Origin of the sequence: Ramlibacter sp. WS9 (assembly GCF_003797765.1) — a bacterium.
Taxonomy (GTDB): Bacteria; Pseudomonadota; Gammaproteobacteria; order Burkholderiales; family Burkholderiaceae_C; genus Ramlibacter.
In genome coordinates, this window is the sequence record NZ_RKMB01000005.1 from 264,269 (window position 1) to 284,701 (window position 20,433).

A 20,433-nucleotide genomic window follows, 5' to 3' on the forward strand; every position below is an offset into this window, starting at 1 on the left:
TTCAACGACTCCTTTCGCGCACTGCGGCGCCGATGCAGCCGAGCAGCTCCGCGTCGGTGAACGGCTTGGTGAGGTAGGCAACCACGCCTGTTTCGAGCGCCCGTGCGCGGGCGCGCTCGTCCGGATAGGCTGTCATGAGGATGATGGGAACCGGCGTGCCGGCTGCCAGCAGGTGCTCGTGCAGTGCCAACCCGTTCATGCCGGACATGCGCATGTCGGCGACTGCGCATGAAAGGTCCGGCAGCGGCGCCGAACCCAGGAAGTCTTCCGCGGAAGCGAACGTCGCGACATCCAGGCCCGCGGATTCGAGCAGGTCCTTCGTGGTTTCGCGAATGGATTCGTTGTCGTCCACGATCGCGACAAGCGGTTTTCTCTGCATCTGTGATCTCCATCGGCTTTGATGGAGAGTAGGCGCGCCCGGCTTGTGCCGCCATTGCACATGCGTACGTTCCGCTCGGACCGAGGGATGGAAAACCCACCAGGGGGATGAGCGGTCTACGACCTTGGTATAGGTAGCCGGGCTACGCACCGGCCGCGAGCCTGCCCGCCCTCGAACTCAGCGCCGCTCGTACTGCGTCTTGCCGAACAGGATGTCGCGCGCCTTGTCGTCCGTGATCGGCTTGCGCAAGCCGGCCAGCACCTCAACACCGCGCTTCACCGCCGGACGCGCGGCGATCCCATCGAACCAGGCTTGCAGGTGCGGGTAGTCCGACAGCGCGATGCCCTGGTTCTTCCAGTTGCGCAGCCACGGGAAGGTCGCGATGTCGGCGATCGAGTAGTCCGCACCGCCCAGGTAGCGGTTTTGCGCGAGGCGCCGGTCGATCACGCCATACAGTCGCTTTGCCTCGTTGGTGTAGCGGTCGATCGCGTACGGGAGCTTTTCCGGCGCGTAGAGGCGAAAGTGGTGGTTCTGCCCGAGCATCGGCCCGACCCCGCCCATCTGGAACATCAGCCATTCGAACACCTGGTACTTCTCGCGGTCGGCCTTGGGCATGAACTTGCCCGTCTTGGCGGCCAGGTACACCAGGATCGCGCCCGATTCGAACAGCGAGATCGGCTCCCCGTCCGGGCCCTGCGGGTCGACGATCGCCGGGATCTTGTTGTTCGGGCTGATCTTGAGGAAGTCCGGCTGAAACTGGTCGCCGGTGCCGATGTTGACCGGAATGGCGCGGTACGGCAGCCCGCACTCCTCCAGCATGATGTGTATCTTGTGGCCGTTGGGCGTCGCCCAGGAGTAGACGTCGATCATTGAATGTGCGTGTGGGCCGGGTTTCAACTAATAATGCGACTTTAGGTGAAACGCCCGGACCATGTTCGATCGCATCAAGAAGGCCTTTTCAAGGGAGCGAAAGGAGGCGCCGCAGGAAGAGTCGGCGCTGCACTTGACGCACGGGCCGGTATCCGAATGGGCGGGCACCCAGGGTTTTGCTTTTTCGGTGGACGGCGCGAGCCAGAACATTGCGCTGGACGGCAAGGTCGGTGGCAAGCCCTGGCGGCTGCAATTGGGCCGGCCCACACGCAACTACATCCTGGGCCAGGAGCTGCGCGCCCGTTGTGAGCTTGGCATCAGCAACGACACTGCCGTCCTGGTGATCAACCGTCCGCTCAAGGAAGCACTCGAAAAGCGTGCGTACCAGATCTATACCGACGACCTGCAGACGTCGGTGGACAGCACCCTGCCGGAAGAAATGCGCTGGCTGGCCATGTACGACGAGGTGGGGTGGGACGGCCTTCCTCGCGAGTTCTGGGATCGCTGCTGCGTCCTGACCGACAAGCGAGAGAACGCCCAGACCTGGGTGGACGCGCCGCTTGCCGACCTCATTCTGAATTGGCCCAAGCCGGCGCCTTCGGCCGAGGTGCCGTTCATGATCCTGCTGCTCAATGGCAAGGCTTACCTGCGCATGGAATACACGCCGGCAAGCCTCACGACGCTGCAGCACGCCGCGCAGATCTTCACGGCGGCGTGCGAGTCGGCGCTTCAGTTGCAGCCGCCGAAGCCGCCGCGCCGTTGATCAGCCGCCGCGCGTGATCGCCGGCTGCGTGTCGCGGCCGTACGCACCGTACTTGCCCAGTTCCCACTTGGCGATGGCATTGCGGTGCACTTCGTCCGGGCCGTCGGCAAAGCGCAAGGTGCGCGCACCGGCATAGGCCGCTGCCAGCGGGAAGTCCCCGCTGACGCCGCCGCCGCCGTGAACCTGCATCGCCCAATCGATCACCTCGCAGGCCATCGTGGGCGCGACCACCTTGATCATCGCGATTTCGTTCTTGGCAACCTTGTTGCCGGCCACGTCCATCAGCCACGCCGCCTTGAGCGTGAGCAGGCGCGCCATGTCGATCTTGCAGCGCGCTTCGGCGATGCGCTCCTGCGTCACGCTTTGCTGCGCCACGGTCTTGCCGAACGCCACGCGCGAGAGGGCGCGCTTGCACATGAGCTCCAGCGCGCGCTCGGCCAGGCCGATCAGGCGCATGCAGTGGTGGATGCGCCCGGGGCCCAGGCGGCCTTGCGCGATCTCGAAGCCGCGGCCTTCGCCCAGCAGGATGTTGTCGGCCGGGACGCGCACATTCTCGAAATACATCTCGACGTGGCCGTGCGGCGCGTCGTCGTAGCCGAACACCGACAGCGGCCGCACGATGCGGATGCCCTTGGCGTCGGCCGGCACGATGATCATGCTTTGCTGCGAATGGCGGGGCGCTTCCGGGTCGGTTTTGCCCATGGTGATGAAGACGGCGCAGCGCGGATCGGCCGCGCCGGAGATCCACCACTTGTGGCCGTTGATGACGTACTCGTCACCCTGGCGCTCGATGCGGGTGCAGATGTTGGTGGCGTCGGACGAGGCCACCTCGGGCTCGGTCATCGCGAAGGCCGAGCGGATCTGGCCTTCCAGCAGCGGCTTCAGCCAGCGCTCCTTGATCTTTTCCGAGCCGTAGCGGGCGATGGTTTCCATGTTGCCGGTATCGGGCGCGGAGCAGTTGAAGGCTTCGCTCGACCATGGCACGCGGCCCATGATCTCGGCGAGCGGCGCGTATTCCTGGTTGGTCAGGCCGGCGCCTTCATAGCCGGACGCCGAGGCGCTGTCGACCGGCAGGAACAGGTTCCACAGGCCGGCGGCGCGCGCCTTGACCTTGAGGTTCTCGACGGTTTTCAGCGCGGTCCAGCGCTTGCCGGTTTGCGTGTTGGCCTCGAGTTCCTTTTCGTACTCCGCCTCGGCGGGGTAGATGTGGTCGTCCATGAACTTCAGCAGCTTGGCCTGCAGTTCCTTTGTCTTGGGCGAGTATTCGAAATCCATGGTGCGTCCTTCGGGGGGTAATACGGTGAGGTGCGGGTCAGGCCTGCTGCGCGAATTTCCAGGCCAGTTCGGCCATGGGCCGCGCGCCGGCGCCGGATGCGGCCGCCTGGGCGCTGGAGGCCGTGCCGGCCTCCGCGCGCTTGGCGATGCCTTGCAGGATCGCTGCAATTCGGAACAGGTTGTAGGCCATGTAGAAATTCCAGTCGGCCTTCAACTCGTCGACGGTGGCCAAGCCTGTGCGCTCGCAATAGCGGCGCATGTATTCGTCTTCGCCCGGGATGCCCAGAGACTGAAGATCAAGGCCGCCAATGCCACGCGACGCGGCGTGGGGGATGTGCCACGACATGCAGTGGTAGCTGAAATCGGCCAGCGGGTGGCCCAGCGTGGACAGCTCCCAGTCGAGCACCGCGATGACGCGCGGCTCGGTCGAGTGAAACATCAGGTTGTCGAGGCGGTAGTCGCCATGGACGATCGACACCTTGCTCTCGTCGCGGGCCGCGGCCGGGATGCGGGCGGGCAGCCATTCCACCAGCCGTTCCATCTCGGGGATGGGTTGCGACATCGGCCCTGCGCCGTCGGCCGAAGCCTTGTATTGCTTGCTCCAGCGGCCGATCTGGCGGTCGAAGTAGTTCCCCGGCTTGCCGTAGCCGGCCAGGCCACGGTCGGCGAACTTGACGGTGTGCAGCGCCGCGATCACTCGGTTCATCTCGTCATAGATTTCGCGGCGGCCGGCGGGCGTCATCTCCGGCAGGGCCTGGTCCCACAGCACACGCCCCTGCATGAACTCCATCACGTAGAAGGCGCGGCCGATGATGGATTCGTCTTCGCACAGGCAGTGCATGCGGGGCACCGGCACGTCCGTGCCGCCCAGGCCGCTCATCACCGCGAACTCACGCTCGATGGCGTGGGCCGACGGCAGCAGCTTGGCCACGGGGCCCGGCTTGGCGCGCATCACGTAGCTTTGGCTTGGCGTGACCAGCTTGTAGGTGGGATTGGACTGGCCGCCCTTGAACATCAGGGCGGTGAGTGGCCCCGCGAAACCCTCGAGGTTCTTCTCGAGCCAGGCGGTGAGGGCCGCGATGTCGAAGGCGTGCTTGTCGGAGACGGGGCGCGTGCCGATGAAATGGTCGAATTCGCTCAAGGTGTATCCATGTTCATGTGCGGAGGTTCAGGCGTCCGCGTCGATGATGCGCATCAGCGCCTCGCGATTTCGCACCACGAGGCCGCCCGGCTCGATGCGGATCACTTCCTCGCGCTCCATCGCTTTGAGCTCCTGGTTCACGCGCTGGCGCGACGCGCCCAGCAACTGCGCCAACTCTTCCTGGGCGAGCTGCAGGCCGATGCGCACTTCGCGCCCGTCCGCGAGAGAAGGCACGCCATAACTGCGCACCAGGTGCGTGAGTTGCTTGGCCAGCCGCGCGCGCAAGGGCAGCGTGTTCAGGTCTTCCACCAGGCCGAACAACTGGCGAATGCGCCGGGCGTGCAACCGCAGCATCGCCTCGTACAGCTCGGTGTGCTGGCTCAAAATCTTGCGTAAGTCGCCACGCGCCACGCAGAGAATCGTCGTGTCGCCATGCGCATAGCCATCGTGCGTGCGCCGGTCCCCATCGAAGATCGCGACGTCGCCGAACCAGATGCCCGGCTCCACGTAGGTCAGCGTCACCTGCTTGCCCGAGATCGCCGTCGAACTGACGCGCACGGCGCCCTTCGCGCAGGCGATCCATTGCTCGGGCGGATCGCCGCGCGCGCAGATCAGCTCGCCGTCCTTGTAGCGTTTGACGTAGGCGCATCGGAGGATGTCGTGCCGAAGTGAGGGTGACAGGGAAGAAAACCAGCGACCGGAATTGATCGCCTCGCGTTCTTCAATGGTAAGAATGGGGTCGTCCATGGTCTGTCTTTTGAGTGACTGGTGCTGGGCCCATTGTCGCCCGCGGGACCGGCCGAAAACAACGGGGTTGTCCCCCGCAAGACTCCCGGGCTCGCGCTACTCGTAGCGCGGAGTCTGCTTCGCAAGGAAGGCGGCGATGCCGATGCCGGCGTTGGCATGGTGCAGGTTGCGAACGAAATGGTCGCGCTCGTCGGCCAGGTGGCGGCTCAGCGTGGCGCCCGCGGCGTCGTTGAGGAGTTCCTTGATGCTCGCCAGCGCATTCGGTGCGCGCTCGTTGAGCCGCTCGGCCAGCGCAAGGCTTTCTTCCAGCGCCGCACCGGGCGCCGTGACACGGTTGACGACGCCCAGCTCATGCAGGCGCTGCGAGCTCAGGCGCTCGCCGGTCAGCAACAGCTCGCTGGCAAGCTGGCGGGGCAGGGCGCGCGACAAGCTCCAGGTGGCGCCGCCGTCGGGCGACAGCGCGATGTTGCTGTAAGCCATCACGAACACCGCGTTGTCGGCCGCGACGATCAGGTCGCAGGCGAGCGCGAGCGAGAAACCGGCCCCGGCTGCCGCACCCTCGACCGCTGCGATGACGGGTTTGGGAAAGGTGCGGATGGCCTCGATCCACGCGTGCAGGCCCTCGATGCTCTGGGCCTGGAATTCGGGCGGTTGCTCGCGATTGGCCTGCAGCCGTTGCAAATTGCCGCCCGCCGAAAAGAGGCTGCCTTCACCGGTGATCACCACGGTACGAACTTCCGGGCTGCTTTCGGCGACGCTGAGCGCCTCGACACCCGCCGCGTACATCTCCGGCCCGAGTGCATTGCGGTGCTCGGGGTTGCTGATGGCGAGGACCATGGTGCGGCCCCGGCTGGTGCTCTTGAGTTCAGCGGGCATGGATCAGTCCTCGACGTGCGACAGGGAAAGGCCGATCGCGCCGCGCCTGCGCAGCCAGGGGCTCGGACGATAGCGCGGATCGCCATAGACGGTCTGCATGTTGAAGAGCACTTCCAGCACGTTGGTGGGGCCCCAGCGGTCGCCCATCGCGAGCGGGCCCAGAGGGTAGCCCAGGCCCAGCGTCACGGCGGTTTCCAGGTCCTTCGGGCTGCAGATGCGCTGCTGGCAGATGTCGGCGGCGATGTTGACGATGGTCGCGACGACGCGCTGGGTGACGAAGCCGCCCGAGTCGCGGATCACGCTCACGGCTTTGCCGTCACGCGCGAACAAGGCATGTGCGGCATCGCGCATGTCTGCGCGCGTGGCGGGGTTGGTTGCCAGAACGCGCCGCTTCGTAGCCGCGTCGTCGATCAGCATGTCGATGCCGATGGTGCGCGCCGGATCGAGCCGCTCGACGACTGCCACCGTGGTCACGTCGAAACCGAGGGGCGCCACGATGGTCAGCGCCTGAGGGGAGGGCGACTGGCCGGTTTCGACCTTTGCGCCCAGGTCCTTCAGCAACTGGTACAACTCGGCGCGCCGCGCGGCGCGGGTGGAAACCCACACAGGCGGCATCTCGTCTACTTGCGGCACCGGCTGCTCAGGTGCGACCTGCGCCTTGCCGTCTACATAGCGGTAGAAACCTTCGCCGACCTTCTTGCCGACGACACCGCCGGCCAGGCGCTGGGCGGTGATCACGCTCGGGCGGTAGCGCGGTTCGTCGTAGTACTGCTGGTAGATCGACTCCATCACCGGATGCGAAACGTCCAGCGCGGTGAGATCCATCAGCTCGAACGGGCCAAGCTTGAAGCCGACCTGGTCTTTGAGGATGCGGTCCACCGTCGCGAAATCGGTGATCCCCTCGCTGATCACGCGCAGCGCTTCCGTGCCGTAGCCCCGGCCCGCGTGGTTGACGATGAAGCCGGGCGTGTCTTGCGCCTGCACGGGTGTGTGGCCCATTTGCTTCGCATAGGCGGCCAGCCCTTCGCAGACGGCAGCGTCGGTCTTGAGCCCGGCGATCACTTCCACCACCTTCATCAGCGGCACGGGGTTGAAGAAGTGATAGCCGGCAAAGCGCTGGGGCCGCTCCATGCCGGCCGCGATGGCGGTGACCGACAACGACGAGGTGTTGGAGACCAGCACGGCGCTGGGCGCGACGATGGCTTCGAGCTGCGCGAGCAGTGATTTCTTGACGTCGAGGCGCTCGACGATCGCTTCCACCACCAGCTTGCAGTCGGCCAGGTCTGCGAGCGCGCCGGCAGCTTGCAGGCGCTGCTTGCAGGCCTGTACGGCCGCCGCATCCATGCGGCCTTTCTCCAACTGGCGATCCCACTGGCTGAAGATTTCGTCGCGGGCTTTCGCGACGGCCGGGGCCTGTGTGTCGTAAAGCCTGACGGTGCTGCCCGCCTGCGCGGCAATCTGCGCGATGCCGCGGCCCATGGCGCCCGCGCCGACCACGCCCACGGTGTCGTAGAGAAGAGTCATGCGGCTGATTATCGTGTAGCCGCCCAGCCGCTTCAGGCGCGGTGCGTGCCCTGGTAGCGCGTGGCCAGGGCACTCACGGCCATCGCCAGCACCAGGCCCGCGAAGCCCGCCCAATGCAACGTGTCCATGCCGGCCTGGACGATGAGCCACCCGCCGCTGGCCGCACCGATGGCCTGGCCGGCGTACATGGCGGAGGAATTGAGCGCAATGGACGCGGCAGCGAGCGCCGGCGCAATCGCCACCAGCCGGGCTTGTTGCGCCGAGTTCGACGAGAAGCACCCCAATGCCCAGGGGATGGAGATCAGCGCCGCCATGACGAGATTGGTGCCCAACGGCCAGAAGAGCAGGCTGACCGCCATCAGGCCGATCGCCAGCATGATCGCGCGCGAGGCGCCGAAGTGGTCGATGTGGCGCGACATGAGCATGTTGCCGATCAAGCCGAACGCGCCGAACCACAGGAACAGCAAGCTGAGCTCGCCGGGCGTGATACCGATCTTCTGCTTGTAGTACGGGGCGAAATACGAGAAGAGAACGAACTGGCCGGCCGCATAGAGCACGGTGACCAGCACGCAGAGCATCAGGGCGCGCGAACGCAGGGTCTCAAGCCAGGCCGCAGCGGTGAGCGCGGGCGGCTTCACGCCGTCAGGCATCGCGCGCCAGACCCAGACCGCGCTGACGAGGCTGAGCAAACCGACCAGGCCGAACGCGCTCTGCCAACCCAGCGTGCCGCCGACGTAAGCGCCCAGCGGCATGCCCAGCACGGAGGCCACCGACCAGCCCAGGAAGATGAATGTGATCGCGCGGCCGCGCTGCTCGGCGGGCACCAGCAAGCCGACGCAGGCTGCCGCCTGGGGTGTGAAGATCGCCGGTGCCAGCATGGCGGCCACGCGCAGCGGCAGCAACGCAGTGAAGCTCGACGCCGCGATGCACGCAAGGTGCAGGGCCGCGTACCAGACCATGGAGATCGCGAGCAGGCGGCGCCGGTCCCAGCCCGCGGCCAAGGCCGCCAGCAGAGGGGCGCCCAGGCACATGAGCACCGCGCCCGCCGAAATCAACTGGCCGGCCGTTGCCACCGAGACGTCGAGCGACGTGCTGATCTCGTTGAGTGTCCCCGGCACCACCATCACGCCGGTACCGATCACGAAATTGCCGAACAGCAGGGGCCAGAGGACCGCAGGCAGCCCCGTTCGAACGGCCGGGGTTTCAAGTGCGGTGGTGGATGACAAATGACTTCGCTTCGCGTTGATGACAGATGACAAAGGCTAGCGTGGAGGCCTGCCCATTCTTGTCATTTGTCATACCCGGCGGCAGCCGGGGGTCATTTGTCATTGGCCGGACGGCCGCTAGCGCCGCATCTGCAGCGCGCCCGGGTTCACGATGTTGCTGGGCGTGCCCTTGACGAAATTCACCACGTTATCGAAAGCGGCGCCGAAATACAGCTCGTAGCTGTCCAGTTCCACATAGCCGATGTGCGGCGTGCAGATGCAGTTTTCCAGGCGTAGCAGGGCGTGGCCCTGCAGGATCGGCTCGCTTTCGAAGACGTCGACCGCCGCCAAGCCCGGTCGGCCGCGGTTGAGGGCCGCAATCAATGCATCGGGCTCAACCAGTTCGGCGCGAGAGGTGTTCACAAGCAGGGCCGTGGGTTTCATGCGGCCGAGGTCTTCCAGCGTCACGATGCCGGATGTTTCGTCCGAGAGCCGCAGGTGCAAGCTCAGCACGTCGCTTTCGGCAAACAATTCCTCGCGGGTGGCGGCTGCTTCGTAGCCGTCCATTGCCGCTTTCTCGCGCGCGGACTGGCTGCCCCAGACCATGACGTGCATGCCGAAGGCCTTGCCGTAGCCCGCCACCAGCTGCCCGATCTTGCCGTAGCCCCAGATGCCGAGCGTGCGGCCGCGCAGGACGACGCCGAGCCCGAAGTTGGCCGGCATCGACGCGGACTTCATGCCCGACTGCTGCCAGCCGCCGTGCTTGAGCGTGCTGATGTACTGAGGCAGGCGCCGCGTGGCGGCCATGACCAGTGCCCAGGTCAATTCGGCCGGTGCGACCGGTGAGCCCACGCCTTCAGCAACGGCTATTCCGCGCTCGGTGCAAGCCTGTACGTCAATGTGCGAGCCGACTCGGCCGGTCTGCGCGATCATGCGCAGACGCGGCAGTTTCTCGACGAGCTGGCGCGTCATGTGGGTGCGCTCGCGGATGAGCACGATGACGTCGGCGTCACGCAGGCGCACCGACAGCTGGCCGATGCCCTTGACGGTGTTGGTATAGACCTTGGCCGGATACGCCTCCAGCTTGGAGGCGCAGCGAAGTTTGCGCACCGCGTCCTGGTAGTCGTCGAGGATCACAATGTTCATGCATGGATTGTGCCTCGCCCCCAAGCCCTGATTCACCGCGGCCAGCAAATCCTGTGGCTTGGCGTTAGAGTCGGCGCTTTCGTTCTGTTACCAGGAGCTCACACCATGACGATTTCCATGTCTTCCGCCAGCCTGCCCGTCTTCAAGGCCATGCTCGGCAACCTGAGCCACATCCTCGACCGCGGCGCTGCTCATGCGGAGGCCCGGAAATTCGACCCCACGGCTCTGCTGCAATTCCGCCTTGCGCCGGACATGCTTCCCTTTACACGCCAAGTGCAAATCGCGTGCGACGCGGCGAAGAATGGCGTGGCCCGCATTTCCGGCGTCGAGGCCCCGAAATTCGAAGATACGGAAGCGACCTTTGCCGACCTGAAGGCCCGCATCCAGAAAACAGTGGACTACCTGAACAGCGTGCCCAACGACCGCATGGACGGTACGGAAGACAAGGACATCACGTTTCCCGTCGGCAAGGACAAGACCCGCACCATGAGCGGCGAGGCTTACCTCAAGCACTGGGCGATGGCCAATTTCCACTTCCACATCACCATGGCCTACGCGATCCTTCGCAACAACGGCGTAGAGCTGGGCAAGGCCGACTTCCTGGCCGGCGCTGCAGCCCGCGCCTGAGGTAGCTCGCTCCTTAGCCGGCCGCGGCCTCCAGAGCCGCCAGTCGGTCCAGCTCGGCGCAGACGTCGGCCATGCGCCCGGACATGAACATGCGCCCGGCGCTGGCCGAAGCACCCATGCCTTCGACCACGCGCACAACCCGCAATGGCCGCTTGGACTTTTCACAGGGCCTGGCGACAACGGCCGGGTGCGCGGTGCGCAGCCGGGTGGCGGGCGACGGCCCGACGCCAGACCGGCTGCCACGCGGCAACGGCACGGCACGCGATGCGCGCGGTGCCAACCAGCCCAGCAACCCTTGCAACGGGCCCAACAACCCGCCGAACGTGGACAACGTGATTCCCATGCGACTCTCCTTGAACTTCAGAGTTTGAACACAGGCAGGATTGGGAACAGGAGGGGTCGCCGCAGGGTGATGGCTCCAACGCCATACGCCCGCCACCTGCGGCGCCCCATCCAAACGTTACATCAGCATCGTGTTGCGGATCAGGCCGACGGCCAGGCCTTCGATCTCGAAGGGCTCGCCGGGCTCGACCACGATGGTGGGGTAATCGGGGTTTTCGGCGTGCAGCTCGATCAGGTGCTTGTTGCGGCGAAAGCGCTTGACGGTGACGTCGTCGCCCAGGCGCGCGACGATGATCTGCCCGTTCTTCGCGTCCTTGGTGGCCTGCACGGCGAGCAGGTCGCCGTCCATGATGCCGGCGTCGCGCATGGACATGCCGCGCACCTTGAGCAGGTAGTCGGGCCGGCGCTGGAACAGGCTGTTCTCGACGTAATACGTCTGGTCGACGTGCTCCTGCGCGAGAATCGGCGAGCCTGCCGCAACGCGGCCAATGAGGGGCAAGGCCAGCTGGGCCAAGCCCTGCAATGGCAGGGAGAACTGCTTGTTTCGGGATTCATTGATCGACCTCAGGGCCTCGCTTTGCAGGCGGATCCCGCGCGAGGTGCCGCTGACCAGCTCGATCACGCCTTTGCGGGCGAGCGCCTGCAAATGCTCTTCGGCCGCGTTAGCTGACTTGAAGCCCAGCTCGGAGGCGATTTCGGCGCGCGTGGGCGGTGCGCCGGTGCGCGCGATGGCGCTCTGGATCAGGTCCAGAATCTGTTGCTGGCGGGCGGTAAGTTTGGGCGAATCGAGCATGCTGATTTCTCCTACTTGATATCTCACTGTTTTGATATCCAGTAGCTGTATTTTTAAACAGTTTTTGAAAGTGCGCAAGTGACGGGCAAAAAAATTGCGGTTCTGGCGACCGGCGGCACCCTGGCAGGCAAGGCCGCAAGCGCACACGACAACGTCGGCTACACGGCGGCCCAGGTGGGCGTGGATGAGCTGCTGGCATCGATTCCTGCGCTCCAGGGCTTTTCGCTCGTGACCGAACAGGTGGCGCAGGTCGACAGCAAGGACATGACGTTCGACATCTGGCGCAAGCTTGCCGTTCGATGCGCCCACTGGCTGGCACAGGACGACATCCGCGGCGTGGTGATCACGCACGGCACCGACACGCTGGAGGAGACGGCCTTTTTCCTCCACTGTGTCTTGGCGCCGGTGAAACCGGTGGTGCTGACCTGCGCCATGCGGCCGGCAACGGCGCTGGTGCCCGACGGCCCGCAGAACATCGTCGATGCAATGTCGGTGGCACTGGCCGAGGGCGCCCGGGGCGTGGTGGCGGTCTGCGCGGGCACCATCCACGGCGCCGTGGACGTTGCCAAGCAGCACACCTATCGGCTGGACGCTTTCACCTCCGGCGATGCGGGGGCGGTTGGTTACGTCGAAGAGCGCCAGTTGCGCCTGCTGCGCGACTGGCCGGCGGCGGATGCGGGCGCAACGGCGGTGATGCAGAAGGTCATTTCGGCAGGCCGTTGGCCGCGCGTGGAGATCGTCATGAACCACGCGGGCGCCGGTGGCGCGATGGTGGAGGCGCTGGTCGCGCAAGGGGTCGATGGCCTGGTCGTGGCCGGCACGGGCAACGGCACGGTCAGTGCCGACCTGATGGCGGCGCTGCAGGCCGCCGCGGCGAAGGGCGTGCGTGTCGTGCGGGCGACGCGCTGCGCGGAGGGCCAGGTGATTGCGCATGCCGGCGATCGGCTACCGGCCAGCGCGGTTGCGCCGGTGAAAGCCCGCGTCGAATTGATGCTTTCGCTGCTGGCCTGATGTTCGCGGCACTCGTGTCCCATCCGTGGGCATATCCGGCGCTGGAGATCGCGCATATCTTCGGCATTGCCTTGCTGGTTGGCAATCTGGTGCTGCTGGAGATGCGCGTTTTCGGGCGTGGCGCGGCGCTGCCGGTGGCTCCGTTGGCCCGGCTGAGCCTGGGACTGGCCCTTGCCGGCGTCTCGCTGGCAGCGGCTTCGGGCCTCCTCATGTTTGCCACCCGGCCCGGGGAACTGCTGGCCAACCGCGCCTTCACCCTCAAGATGCTGCTGTTACTGGCCGCCGCGTGCAACGCGGCAATGTTCCATGCACGCGGATCGCTCGTTTTGCTCGACGGCATTGCCCGCGCCCAGATGGTGCTCTCCACTGTGATCTGGCTGGCCGTCATCACGTGCGGCCGCTGGATCGCGTATCTTTGAGGTTTGCAAAATGGGAGATCGCCATGGAACGCCGTCCCTTCATCCTTGCGTCGCTGTGGCTGCCTGGGCTCGCCTGGGCCCATCATGGGTGGAGCAGCTTCGACCAGGACAGGCCGATTTACCTTGAAGGCAAGGTGGTCAGCGCCAAGTGGCAGAACCCCCACGCGGAGCTCATCCTGGAAGTACCGGCGGACCTGAAACTGCCCGCCGATCTGGCCCAGCGTGCCTTGCCCGCGCAAACCGCGCCCGTGGACGGCAAGGCATTGCTAGCCAAGGCGGCGTTGCCGAAGCGCCGCGACCGCCGATGGGAAATCGAGCTTGCGCCGCTCACGCGGCTCGAATTGTGGAAAGTGGCCGAGATCAAGCCGGGCGCTTCGATGTCGGTGCTCGGCTTCACGTTGAAGGACGAGAAGGGCGAGGCGGTGCTGCGCGCCGAATACCTGTTCGTGGACGGCAGGACCTACGGCTTGCGCTCCAGCCCGGCCTGAATACTTGGAGCCCCCACGGGCTTCGCCCTGCCCCCTCAGGGGGCGCAACCGGCTAGAGGCGGCTCGTCGCCGGCGCTCAGCCTTCCAGCGCCTTGAGGGCGCGTGCCGTGATCTCTTCGACGGTGCCCGTGCCCTGGATCGCGCGGTACTTGGGCGCGTTGGCCGGGTCCGAGTTGGCCCACTTCGAGTAGTAGTCGACCAGCGGGCGTGTCTGGGCCGCGTAAACCTCCAGGCGCTTCATCACGGTCTCTTCCTTGTCGTCGTCGCGCTGGATCAGCGGTTCGCCCGTCACGTCGTCCTTGCCTTCGGCCTTCGGCGGGTTGAACTTGACGTGGTAGGTGCGGCCGGACGCCGGGTGCGAGCGGCGGCCGCTCATGCGTTCGATGATCGCGTCGAACGGCACGTCGATCTCCAGCACGAAGTCGAGCTTCACGCCGGCCGCCTTCATGGCATCGGCTTGCGGAATGGTGCGAGGGAAACCGTCGAACAGGAAGCCCTTGGCGCAGTCGGGCTGGGCGATGCGCTCCTTGACCAGGCCGATGATGATGTCGTCGCTCACCAGCGCGCCGGAATCCATGACCTTCTTGGCGGCCAGGCCCAGCGGCGTGCCGGCCTTGACGGCCGCGCGCAGCATGTCGCCGGTGGAGATTTGCGGGATGCCGTACTTCTGGCAGAGGAAGGTCGCTTGCGTGCCTTTGCCTGCGCCGGGCGCGCCCAACAGAATCAGTCTCATGGAAGTCCTCGGAATGTTAGAAATCGGCGGGCGCTGCGGGTCACGCAAAGGGCGGGCGGCCGTCGCGCATCATTGGTGCAAAGGATAGCATGCGTGCCCCTTGCGGAGCCTTACGTGCCGGCCGCTGCCCAGAGGGCACGCACCCGCGCGAGGTCGTCCGGCGTGTCGACGCCGATGCCGGGCGCACTGTCCGACACATGCACCGCGATGCGGTGCCCGTGCCACATCGCACGCAGCTGTTCCAGGGCCTCGGCCTGCTCCATCGGCGCGGGGGAAAGGCGCGGAAACAGGCGCAGGAACCCGGCGCGGTAGCCATAGATGCCGACATGGCGCAGCGGCGCGGGATCGGGCAGGGCTTGGCTGCCGGCCGCGAAACCGTCGCGCCACCACGGGATCGGCGCGCGGCTGAAATACTGTGCGAAGCCTTGCGCATCCAGAACAGCCTTCACGACATTGGGATTGGTGAACTCTTCGAAGCTGGCGATGGCGTGCGCTGCCGTGCTCATGCTGGCCTCGCTGCGCGCTTCGAGGGCGGCGGCGACGGCGTCGATCAGCGCCGGGTCGATCAGCGGTTCATCGCCCTGGACGTTGACCACCACGGCGGCGTCGGCCAGGCCAAGGAGTTCGCAGGCTTCCGCCAGGCGGTCGCTCCCGGACGCATGGTCGGTGCGCGTGAGCAGCGCTTCGACGCCGTGCGCCCGGCAGGCTTGCACGATAAGCGGGCTGTCGGCAGCGACCACGACGCGTTCTGCCGCCGAGCCGCGCGCGCGTTCGGCGACGCGAACCACCATCGGTTTGCCGGCGATGTCGGCCAGCGGCTTGTCGGGCAGGCGTGTCGATGCGAGCCGCGCGGGGATGAGAACCAGGAAGCCCATGCTGGCCGGTGCTCAGACCAGCGGCGTGCGCGCGGGCAGCCGCTCCAGCTCTTCGTCGCTCAAGGTCCGGGCTTCTTCTTCCAGCAGCACCGGAATGCCGTCACGGACCGGGTAGGCCAGCCGCGCGGCACGCGACAGCAGTTCCTGACGTTCGCGGTCGTAATCGAGGTGCCCCTTGGTGACGGGGCACACCAGCAGCTCAAGCAGTTTGGGGTCCATGCGCTGATGATAGCTTTGCATCGACGAGGCCATCCAGCGCGCGCCAGAATTCGGCGTCAATCTCCATCGCCAGCGGCACGGCCCAGGCGTCGGGCCGCAGGCGCCACAACTTGACGGCGTCTTTTTCGGTGCAGAGCAAGTCACCTGTGTGGCCTTCGGCGGGGTCTTCGGCGAAGTCGTGATGGTCGGGCAGGGCCAGCGTGCGGGCCAGTTGCAGGCCCTGCTCGCGCAGCATGGCAAAGAAGGCCTCCGGCTTGGCGATCCCGGCGACGGCCGTCAACGGGCGCCCGGCGAGATCGGCCAGCAGGGTCCGCGTGCCATCGGAACGAACCGCATGCGAAGCGAGACGTCGCCGCGCCGTGAAACCTCTGATGCCCGGCGGCGCGCCGGCACTCAGCACAAGGTCTACCTTTCGCGGCCAATGCTCGCGCAGAGGACCGGCCGGCAACAGCCAGCCATTGCCGATGCCGCGTTCATCGAAAATGCAGATCTCGACGTCGCGCTGCAACGCGTGGTGTTGCAATCCATCGTCGCACACGATCACTTGTGTGGCCGGATGCGTGGCCAGCAATGCGTTGGCCGCCTGGGCCCGGCTCGGCGCGACGAAGACCGGTACGCCGGACGTTCGTGCGACCAGCAACGGTTCATCGCCGACTTCATTGGGAAGACTTTCGAAGCTCACTTCGCGGCAATCCGCGGCGCTACGGCCATAGCCGCGCGAAACGACACCCACCGCCAGGCCCCGGCCGCGCAAATGCCCGACCAAAGCCATGACGACCGGCGTCTTGCCCGCGCCGCCGGCCACCACGTTGCCCACCACGATGACTGGCACCGCAACACGATGGCGCTTCAAGAGGTCCAGCTGGAAAGCGGCACGCCGCAGCGCCGCGAGCGCGCCGAATACCAGCGACAAGGGCCACAGCAGGCAGGCCAGCGCACCGCGCCGCAGCCACGCGCGCTGCAGCACCTGCGCCATTGCTACTTCGACCCGGCCTGGGCCGAGGATTGCGTGGCGAAGGTGATCTGCACCATGCCGGAACGGCGTGCCGCTTCCATCACGGTGATGACGGACTGGTGCGGCGCCGTCGCGTCCGCGCTGATGATGATGACGCTTTCCTTGCCGGCACCCGGCACCTGGAGCAATGCCTGGGCCACCGACTCGACACTGCGGCCCGTGACGGGCTGGCCCTTGATCGAATAGCGGCCGTCGGCTCCCACGGCAACGATGATCTCTTTCGGGTAGTCGCGCTGCGCGTCGGCGTCGGCCACCGGCAGCTTCAACTGCAACTCGGTGAACTTGCTGTAGGTGGTGGACAGCATCAGGAAGATCAGGATCACCAACAGCACGTCGATGAACGGGATCAGGTTGATCTCCGGCTCTTCCTTCGGTCGCGGACGGAAATTCATTTGCCTCGGATGGAGTTCAGGTGGCGCACGAAGCGCTCGGCCGACAGCTCCAGCGTGAGCAGATAGTCGTCGACGCGAACCCGGAAGTAGCGCCAGAAGATCAGCGCGGGAATGGCGACGATGAGGCCGAACGCCGTGTTGTACAGCGCGACCGAAATGCCGTGCGCGAGTTGCGCCGGATTGCCCCCAGTCGCGCCTCCCGCAGCGGACTGCGAGCCGAAGATCTCGATCATGCCGATGACAGTGCCCAGCAGGCCCAGCAGCGGCGCCGCCGATGCGATGGTGGCCAGCGCGCTCAGGTAGCGTTCCAGCCGATGCGCCACGGCGCGGCCGGTGTTTTCCATCGTGGCGCGCAAGTCGACCTCGCTGCAGCGCGGGTCGGAATTCAGCGCCCGAAAGCCGCTGGCCAGGACCTCGCCGAGGGCGGAGTTCTGTTCCAGCTGCCGCACCACGTCGGGTGCGGGGACGGAGGTGCGCGAAACGGCCAGCGCTTCGTCGAGCAGTTTCGGCGGAGCGACCTTGGCGGTCTTGAGGCTGATGAAACGCTCGATGACGAGGGCGAGCGCGAGGATGGAGCAGGCAACCAGCGGCCAGATCGGCCAGCCTGCGGCTTGTATGATCGAAAACAAGGGGAAGGTTCTCCGCGCGACTGCGAATTTTGAGTTGCGGCGATTATCGTGTACTCCATGCGCGCTGTAGGAAAACATCCAGCGGCCGTAAGACGCGACTCACAGAAGTTGTGGATAACTTTGTGCAGAACCAGCCCCCCATGCCCCGCGAAGCCGCGCCAAGCCTTCGACATGACAAATCGATGACAAATTGAGCAGGAAAAAGATCAATGAAAACAGTCACTTGCTCGGAAGAATCAGCGTTCTGCGGGGAAACCCCTCCGCAGCTTGTCAAGTGGTGTGCGCTGTGGACTAAACCCACTGCCCGTCCAGCTTGCAAGGCGCGGATTTGCTGATGCACGAGCAGTCTTCCCTAGGTTTGGCGCCGCGAATCTGGCAAGTTGGTGCGCTGTGCCGCGCCATTGCTGACTCGCTGGAGGCGCGGTTCAATCCTGTCGCGGTCCGCGGCGAGGTTTCGGGCTTCTCACGCGCGGCCAGCGGGCATTGCTATTTCTCTCTCAAGGATCCGCAAGGCCAAATCCGCTGCGCGATGTTCCGCCGCGCGGCGAGCCTCATGGACTTCCAGCCTCGCGACGGCGAAATGGTCGAGGTGATGGGCCGGCTGGGCGTCTATGAACAGCGCGGCGACCTGCAACTCATCGTGGAAAGCATGACGCGTGCCGGGCAGGGCGCCTTGTTCGAGCGGTTTTTGCAACTCAAGGCCAAGCTGGAAACGGAAGGGCTGTTCGATGCTGGCCGCAAGAGGCCGGCGCCCGCCATGCCCCGTGCGATCGGCCTCGTCACGTCACGTGGCGCGGCCGCATTGCACGACGTCGTGACGGCACTCTCGCGGCGTGCGCCCCACGTGCCGGTGATTTTCGCGCCGGCAGCAGTGCAGGGCGCACAGGCGCCCGCCGAGTTGGTGCGCGCATTGACCGATCTGTACCGTCTCGCAGAACAGGGGCGCATCGACGTGATCTTGCTGGTGCGCGGCGGCGGTTCGATCGAAGACCTGTGGGCGTTCAATGATGAGCAGCTCGCCAGGACGATCGTGCAGAGCCCCGTGCCGCTCGTTTGCGGCGTTGGCCACGAGACGGATTTCACCATCGCCGATTTCTGCGCGGATGTTCGCGCGCCGACGCCCACTGCCGCAGCCGAGCTGGCTGCGCAGGCGCGTGCCGATTGGCTGGGCGGCGTGGCGCGAATCGAGGCTCGGCTGCTCGACTCGTTGTGGCGCCGCCTCGACGCCGGCAACCAGCGGCTCGACATCGCCGCCGCCCGCCTGGGACGGCCGCTCGCCCGCATGGGCACTCAACAGCTGCGGCTCGGCCGATCGGCACACCGGCTGCGCTATGCGGTTCTGGGGCGGATGGAAAAGGAGCGTGGACGTGTCGCAGCGGCCGAGCTGCAGCTCAAGCGGGCCTTGCAGGGCAGGGCCCAGCGGGCGGCCCAGATTCTGGAGCATTCGCGCATCCGCCTGGAACTGCTCGATCCGCGCCTCGTCTTGCAGCGCGGTTACGCGCTGCTCACCGATGAGAAGGGCGCTGCCGTGACGAGCGTGCACCAAACCCATGCAGGGCAGGCCCTTCGTGCAGCCCTCGCCGACGGCGAGGTTGCTTTGACGGTTGCGCCGCGCTCGTGAAATAGTTCTTAGAATCGACGGCTGCACAAGGCAACCTGCACAGACAACCAACAAGCCAAGAGGAAATCATGGAACACACCCTGCCCCCGCTCCCTTACCCGATCGACTCGCTCGCGCCGCACTACTCGCAGGAGACGCTGGAGTTCCACCACGGCAAGCACCACAACGCTTACGTGGTCAACCTCAACAACCTGCAAAAGGGCACCGAGTTCGAGAGCATGACGCTCGAGGAGATCATCAAGAAATCCTCCGGCGGCATCTACAACAACTCCGCCCAGATCTGGAACCACACCTTCTTCTGGAACTGCATGAAGCCCGCCGGCGGTGGTGAACCCTCTGGCGCCCTCGGCGCGGCCATCACCGCCAAGTGGGGCAGCTATGCGGCCTTCAAGGAAGCCTTCGTCAAGTCGGCCGTCGGCAACTTCGGTTCCGGCTGGACGTGGCTGGTGAAGAAGGCGGACGGCAGCGTCGACATCGTCAACACCGGCGCCGCCGGCACACCGCTGACCACCGCCGACAAGGCGCTGCTCACCGTCGACGTGTGGGAGCACGCGTATTACATCGACTACCGCAACCTGCGCCCGAAGTTCGTCGAGACCTTCCTCGACAAGCTGGTGAACTGGGGTTTTGCGGAAAGCAACTTTTAATCCGCTACGCTCCAGACAAAACAAGGGCCGCTTTGCGGCCCTTGTCCTTTTTAGTTTTTGAAGGGCTGGCCGGCGAGTTTCGCGCCTGGCTTGATTCCCTTCTTCGCAAACCATCCCTGGTTCATCTCCAGCACGTAGCGCACGGGCTTCGTGGAGCAATGCGAATCGGTCACCAGGGGCTTCATGTCCGCGAGGTTGACGATGGTGCCGTCGTCCGCCACGAAAGCGGCCGTCAGCGGCAGTAGCGTGTTTTTCATCCAGAAGCACTGAACCGAGGCTTGCTCGAAGACGAAGAGCATGCCCTCGTGCTGCGGCATGTCCTTGCGGAACATCAGGCCGATCATCCGCTGGTCGGGCGACAGTGCCACCTGGGCATCGATTTGATGCATGCCGGCCGCGAGCTTGACGCGCGGCAGGTTCATCTGGGCTTCCTGGGCGTGCACGGGCCCGATGGCTGCGGCCAGCGCAAACGCGGCCAGTGCGGTGGTGAGTCGTGTCATGGCGGTGATTTTGGCTCGCAAAAACAAAATGCCCGCGCGCAGCGGGCATTTCCAGAAACGGCGCCGTGAATTACGACTTCTTTTCTTCCTTGGCAGCGGCCTTCTTCTTGGTGGCCTTCTTGGCCTTCTTGGCCTTCTTTTCTGCCTTGGCTGCAGGCTTGGCACCGGATGCGGCGGCGGACGGGGTAGCCGGGGT

The 20,433-nt window shown here is 65.7% G+C and carries 25 protein-coding genes; 7 read left to right on the top strand and 18 right to left on the bottom strand.

The genetic code is table 11. The annotated features are described in order from the left end of the window. Position 1: 1 nt before the first annotated feature. Both EEB15_RS11210 and EEB15_RS11215 read right to left on the bottom strand, forming a co-directional pair. Entirely contained in the window at positions 2–379 is a 378-nt protein-coding gene (locus EEB15_RS11210) for a response regulator transcription factor (RefSeq protein ID WP_141509927.1), read from the bottom strand. 177 nt (positions 380–556) lie between these two features. Next, the gene (locus EEB15_RS11215) at positions 557–1,249 is read right to left on the bottom strand and encodes a glutathione binding-like protein (RefSeq protein ID WP_141509928.1); all 693 of its coding nucleotides are present in this window, start codon (positions 1,247–1,249) and stop codon (positions 557–559) included. A gap of 61 nt (positions 1,250–1,310) precedes the next feature. On the opposite strand from EEB15_RS11215, the gene EEB15_RS11220 reads away from it, so the two are divergent. Beyond that, the gene (locus tag EEB15_RS11220; protein WP_233259452.1) at positions 1,311–2,012 is read left to right on the top strand and encodes a hypothetical protein; all 702 of its coding nucleotides are present in this window, start codon (positions 1,311–1,313) and stop codon (positions 2,010–2,012) included. On the opposite strand, the gene EEB15_RS11225 is transcribed toward EEB15_RS11220, so the two are convergent. From EEB15_RS11225 to EEB15_RS11255, 7 genes are all read right to left on the bottom strand, one after another. Next, positions 2,013–3,287 carry an acyl-CoA dehydrogenase family protein gene (locus EEB15_RS11225; RefSeq protein ID WP_141509929.1) on the bottom strand — a complete coding sequence of 425 codons (1,275 nt, stop codon included), beginning with the start codon at positions 3,285–3,287 and terminating at the stop codon, positions 2,013–2,015. Positions 3,288–3,324: 37 nt separating this feature from the next. Next, positions 3,325–4,428 (bottom strand): phosphotransferase, encoded by a 1,104-nt coding sequence (locus EEB15_RS11230; protein ID WP_141509930.1) that lies wholly within the window; start codon positions 4,426–4,428, stop codon positions 3,325–3,327. Positions 4,429–4,455: 27 nt separating this feature from the next. After that, positions 4,456–5,175 carry a Crp/Fnr family transcriptional regulator gene (locus tag EEB15_RS11235; RefSeq protein ID WP_141509931.1) on the bottom strand — a complete coding sequence of 240 codons (720 nt, stop codon included), beginning with the start codon at positions 5,173–5,175 and terminating at the stop codon, positions 4,456–4,458. Between the two features lie 96 nt (positions 5,176–5,271). After that, positions 5,272–6,051: an oxepin-CoA hydrolase, alternative type gene (locus EEB15_RS11240; protein ID WP_141509932.1), complete on the bottom strand. Its 780-nt coding sequence runs from the start codon at positions 6,049–6,051 to the stop codon at positions 5,272–5,274. Between the two features lie 3 nt (positions 6,052–6,054). Continuing rightward, positions 6,055–7,575, bottom strand: a complete 1,521-nt coding sequence (locus EEB15_RS11245; RefSeq protein WP_141509933.1) for a 3-hydroxyacyl-CoA dehydrogenase — start codon at positions 7,573–7,575, stop codon at positions 6,055–6,057. Positions 7,576–7,607: 32 nt separating this feature from the next. Beyond that, complete coding sequence (locus EEB15_RS11250; RefSeq protein WP_233259453.1) at positions 7,608–8,801, bottom strand: MFS transporter; 1,194 nt, start codon at positions 8,799–8,801, stop codon at positions 7,608–7,610. A 117-nt stretch (positions 8,802–8,918) separates the two neighbouring features. Continuing rightward, positions 8,919–9,926, bottom strand: coding sequence for a D-2-hydroxyacid dehydrogenase family protein (locus tag EEB15_RS11255; protein WP_141509934.1), 1,008 nt, complete (start codon positions 9,924–9,926; stop codon positions 8,919–8,921). Between the two features lie 105 nt (positions 9,927–10,031). Here EEB15_RS11255 and EEB15_RS11260 point away from each other — a divergent pair, with 105 nt between their 5' ends. Beyond that, entirely contained in the window at positions 10,032–10,553 is a 522-nt protein-coding gene (locus tag EEB15_RS11260) for a DUF1993 family protein (protein ID WP_141509935.1), read from the top strand. Positions 10,554–10,566: 13 nt separating this feature from the next. Here the strand turns inward: EEB15_RS11260 and EEB15_RS11265 are convergent, their stop codons facing one another. After that, positions 10,567–10,896: a hypothetical protein gene (locus EEB15_RS11265; RefSeq protein ID WP_233259454.1), complete on the bottom strand. Its 330-nt coding sequence runs from the start codon at positions 10,894–10,896 to the stop codon at positions 10,567–10,569. A gap of 117 nt (positions 10,897–11,013) precedes the next feature. Then, positions 11,014–11,688 carry a transcriptional repressor LexA gene (gene lexA / locus EEB15_RS11270; protein WP_141509936.1) on the bottom strand — a complete coding sequence of 225 codons (675 nt, stop codon included), beginning with the start codon at positions 11,686–11,688 and terminating at the stop codon, positions 11,014–11,016. 78 nt (positions 11,689–11,766) lie between these two features. Here lexA and EEB15_RS11275 point away from each other — a divergent pair, with 78 nt between their 5' ends. The 3 genes from EEB15_RS11275 to EEB15_RS11285 are packed head-to-tail and all read left to right on the top strand — an operon-like array spanning position 11,767 to position 13,606. Then, the gene (locus EEB15_RS11275) at positions 11,767–12,699 is read left to right on the top strand and encodes an asparaginase (protein WP_141509937.1); all 933 of its coding nucleotides are present in this window, start codon (positions 11,767–11,769) and stop codon (positions 12,697–12,699) included. Next, entirely contained in the window at positions 12,699–13,118 is a 420-nt protein-coding gene (locus tag EEB15_RS11280) for a hypothetical protein (protein ID WP_141509938.1), read from the top strand. The genes EEB15_RS11275 and EEB15_RS11280 overlap by 1 nt, the downstream gene beginning before the upstream one ends. A gap of 23 nt (positions 13,119–13,141) precedes the next feature. Beyond that, positions 13,142–13,606, top strand: a complete 465-nt coding sequence (locus tag EEB15_RS11285; RefSeq protein WP_141509939.1) for a DUF6152 family protein — start codon at positions 13,142–13,144, stop codon at positions 13,604–13,606. A gap of 76 nt (positions 13,607–13,682) precedes the next feature. Here EEB15_RS11285 and adk read toward each other — a convergent pair whose 3' ends face one another. From adk to EEB15_RS11315, 6 genes are all read right to left on the bottom strand, one after another. After that, a complete protein-coding gene (gene adk, locus EEB15_RS11290; protein WP_141509940.1) occupies positions 13,683–14,339 on the bottom strand; it encodes an adenylate kinase in 657 nt (218 codons plus the stop codon). A 110-nt stretch (positions 14,340–14,449) separates the two neighbouring features. Continuing rightward, a complete protein-coding gene (gene kdsB, locus EEB15_RS11295) occupies positions 14,450–15,214 on the bottom strand; it encodes a 3-deoxy-manno-octulosonate cytidylyltransferase (RefSeq protein ID WP_141509941.1) in 765 nt (254 codons plus the stop codon). Positions 15,215–15,226: 12 nt separating this feature from the next. After that, positions 15,227–15,433, bottom strand: a complete 207-nt coding sequence (locus EEB15_RS11300) for a Trm112 family protein (RefSeq protein WP_141509942.1) — start codon at positions 15,431–15,433, stop codon at positions 15,227–15,229. Then, positions 15,414–16,439 carry a tetraacyldisaccharide 4'-kinase gene (lpxK, locus tag EEB15_RS11305; protein WP_370283519.1) on the bottom strand — a complete coding sequence of 342 codons (1,026 nt, stop codon included), beginning with the start codon at positions 16,437–16,439 and terminating at the stop codon, positions 15,414–15,416. The genes EEB15_RS11300 and lpxK overlap by 20 nt, the downstream gene beginning before the upstream one ends. Next, entirely contained in the window at positions 16,412–16,840 is a 429-nt protein-coding gene (locus tag EEB15_RS11310; protein WP_141509944.1) for a biopolymer transporter ExbD, read from the bottom strand. Before EEB15_RS11310 ends, lpxK begins: the two co-directional genes overlap by 28 nt. Then, entirely contained in the window at positions 16,837–17,469 is a 633-nt protein-coding gene (locus EEB15_RS11315) for a MotA/TolQ/ExbB proton channel family protein (RefSeq protein ID WP_141509945.1), read from the bottom strand. Before EEB15_RS11315 ends, EEB15_RS11310 begins: the two co-directional genes overlap by 4 nt. A gap of 334 nt (positions 17,470–17,803) precedes the next feature. Between EEB15_RS11315 and xseA the strand changes: the two genes are divergently transcribed. Further along, positions 17,804–19,090, top strand: a complete 1,287-nt coding sequence (gene xseA, locus EEB15_RS11320; RefSeq protein ID WP_141509946.1) for an exodeoxyribonuclease VII large subunit — start codon at positions 17,804–17,806, stop codon at positions 19,088–19,090. A 68-nt stretch (positions 19,091–19,158) separates the two neighbouring features. Continuing rightward, complete coding sequence (locus EEB15_RS11325) at positions 19,159–19,737, top strand: superoxide dismutase (RefSeq protein ID WP_141509947.1); 579 nt, start codon at positions 19,159–19,161, stop codon at positions 19,735–19,737. A gap of 50 nt (positions 19,738–19,787) precedes the next feature. Here EEB15_RS11325 and EEB15_RS11330 read toward each other — a convergent pair whose 3' ends face one another. Beyond that, complete coding sequence (locus EEB15_RS11330) at positions 19,788–20,237, bottom strand: DUF192 domain-containing protein (RefSeq protein ID WP_141509948.1); 450 nt, start codon at positions 20,235–20,237, stop codon at positions 19,788–19,790. Positions 20,238–20,433 lie beyond the last annotated feature (196 nt).

Coding starts and splice junctions, on each gene's coding strand:
- EEB15_RS11330 (WP_141509948.1), bottom strand. CDS start 20,237: ATGACACGACTCACCACCGCACTGGCCGCGTTTGCGCTGGCCGCAGCC.
- EEB15_RS11215 (WP_141509928.1), bottom strand. CDS start 1,249: ATGATCGACGTCTACTCCTGGGCGACGCCCAACGGCCACAAGATACAC.
- EEB15_RS11285 (WP_141509939.1), top strand. CDS start 13,142: ATGGAACGCCGTCCCTTCATCCTTGCGTCGCTGTGGCTGCCTGGGCTC.
- EEB15_RS11240 (WP_141509932.1), bottom strand. CDS start 6,051: ATGCCCGCTGAACTCAAGAGCACCAGCCGGGGCCGCACCATGGTCCTC.
- lexA (WP_141509936.1), bottom strand. CDS start 11,688: ATGCTCGATTCGCCCAAACTTACCGCCCGCCAGCAACAGATTCTGGAC.
- kdsB (WP_141509941.1), bottom strand. CDS start 15,214: ATGGGCTTCCTGGTTCTCATCCCCGCGCGGCTCGCATCGACACGCCTG.
- EEB15_RS11280 (WP_141509938.1), top strand. CDS start 12,699: ATGTTCGCGGCACTCGTGTCCCATCCGTGGGCATATCCGGCGCTGGAG.
- xseA (WP_141509946.1), top strand. CDS start 17,804: ATGCACGAGCAGTCTTCCCTAGGTTTGGCGCCGCGAATCTGGCAAGTT.
- EEB15_RS11245 (WP_141509933.1), bottom strand. CDS start 7,575: ATGACTCTTCTCTACGACACCGTGGGCGTGGTCGGCGCGGGCGCCATG.
- EEB15_RS11235 (WP_141509931.1), bottom strand. CDS start 5,175: ATGGACGACCCCATTCTTACCATTGAAGAACGCGAGGCGATCAATTCC.
- EEB15_RS11300 (WP_141509942.1), bottom strand. CDS start 15,433: ATGGACCCCAAACTGCTTGAGCTGCTGGTGTGCCCCGTCACCAAGGGG.
- EEB15_RS11210 (WP_141509927.1), bottom strand. CDS start 379: ATGCAGAGAAAACCGCTTGTCGCGATCGTGGACGACAACGAATCCATT.
- adk (WP_141509940.1), bottom strand. CDS start 14,339: ATGAGACTGATTCTGTTGGGCGCGCCCGGCGCAGGCAAAGGCACGCAA.
- EEB15_RS11225 (WP_141509929.1), bottom strand. CDS start 3,287: ATGGATTTCGAATACTCGCCCAAGACAAAGGAACTGCAGGCCAAGCTG.
- EEB15_RS11265 (WP_233259454.1), bottom strand. CDS start 10,896: ATGGGAATCACGTTGTCCACGTTCGGCGGGTTGTTGGGCCCGTTGCAA.
- EEB15_RS11310 (WP_141509944.1), bottom strand. CDS start 16,840: ATGAATTTCCGTCCGCGACCGAAGGAAGAGCCGGAGATCAACCTGATC.
- EEB15_RS11255 (WP_141509934.1), bottom strand. CDS start 9,926: ATGAACATTGTGATCCTCGACGACTACCAGGACGCGGTGCGCAAACTT.
- EEB15_RS11260 (WP_141509935.1), top strand. CDS start 10,032: ATGACGATTTCCATGTCTTCCGCCAGCCTGCCCGTCTTCAAGGCCATG.
- EEB15_RS11325 (WP_141509947.1), top strand. CDS start 19,159: ATGGAACACACCCTGCCCCCGCTCCCTTACCCGATCGACTCGCTCGCG.
- EEB15_RS11220 (WP_233259452.1), top strand. CDS start 1,311: ATGTTCGATCGCATCAAGAAGGCCTTTTCAAGGGAGCGAAAGGAGGCG.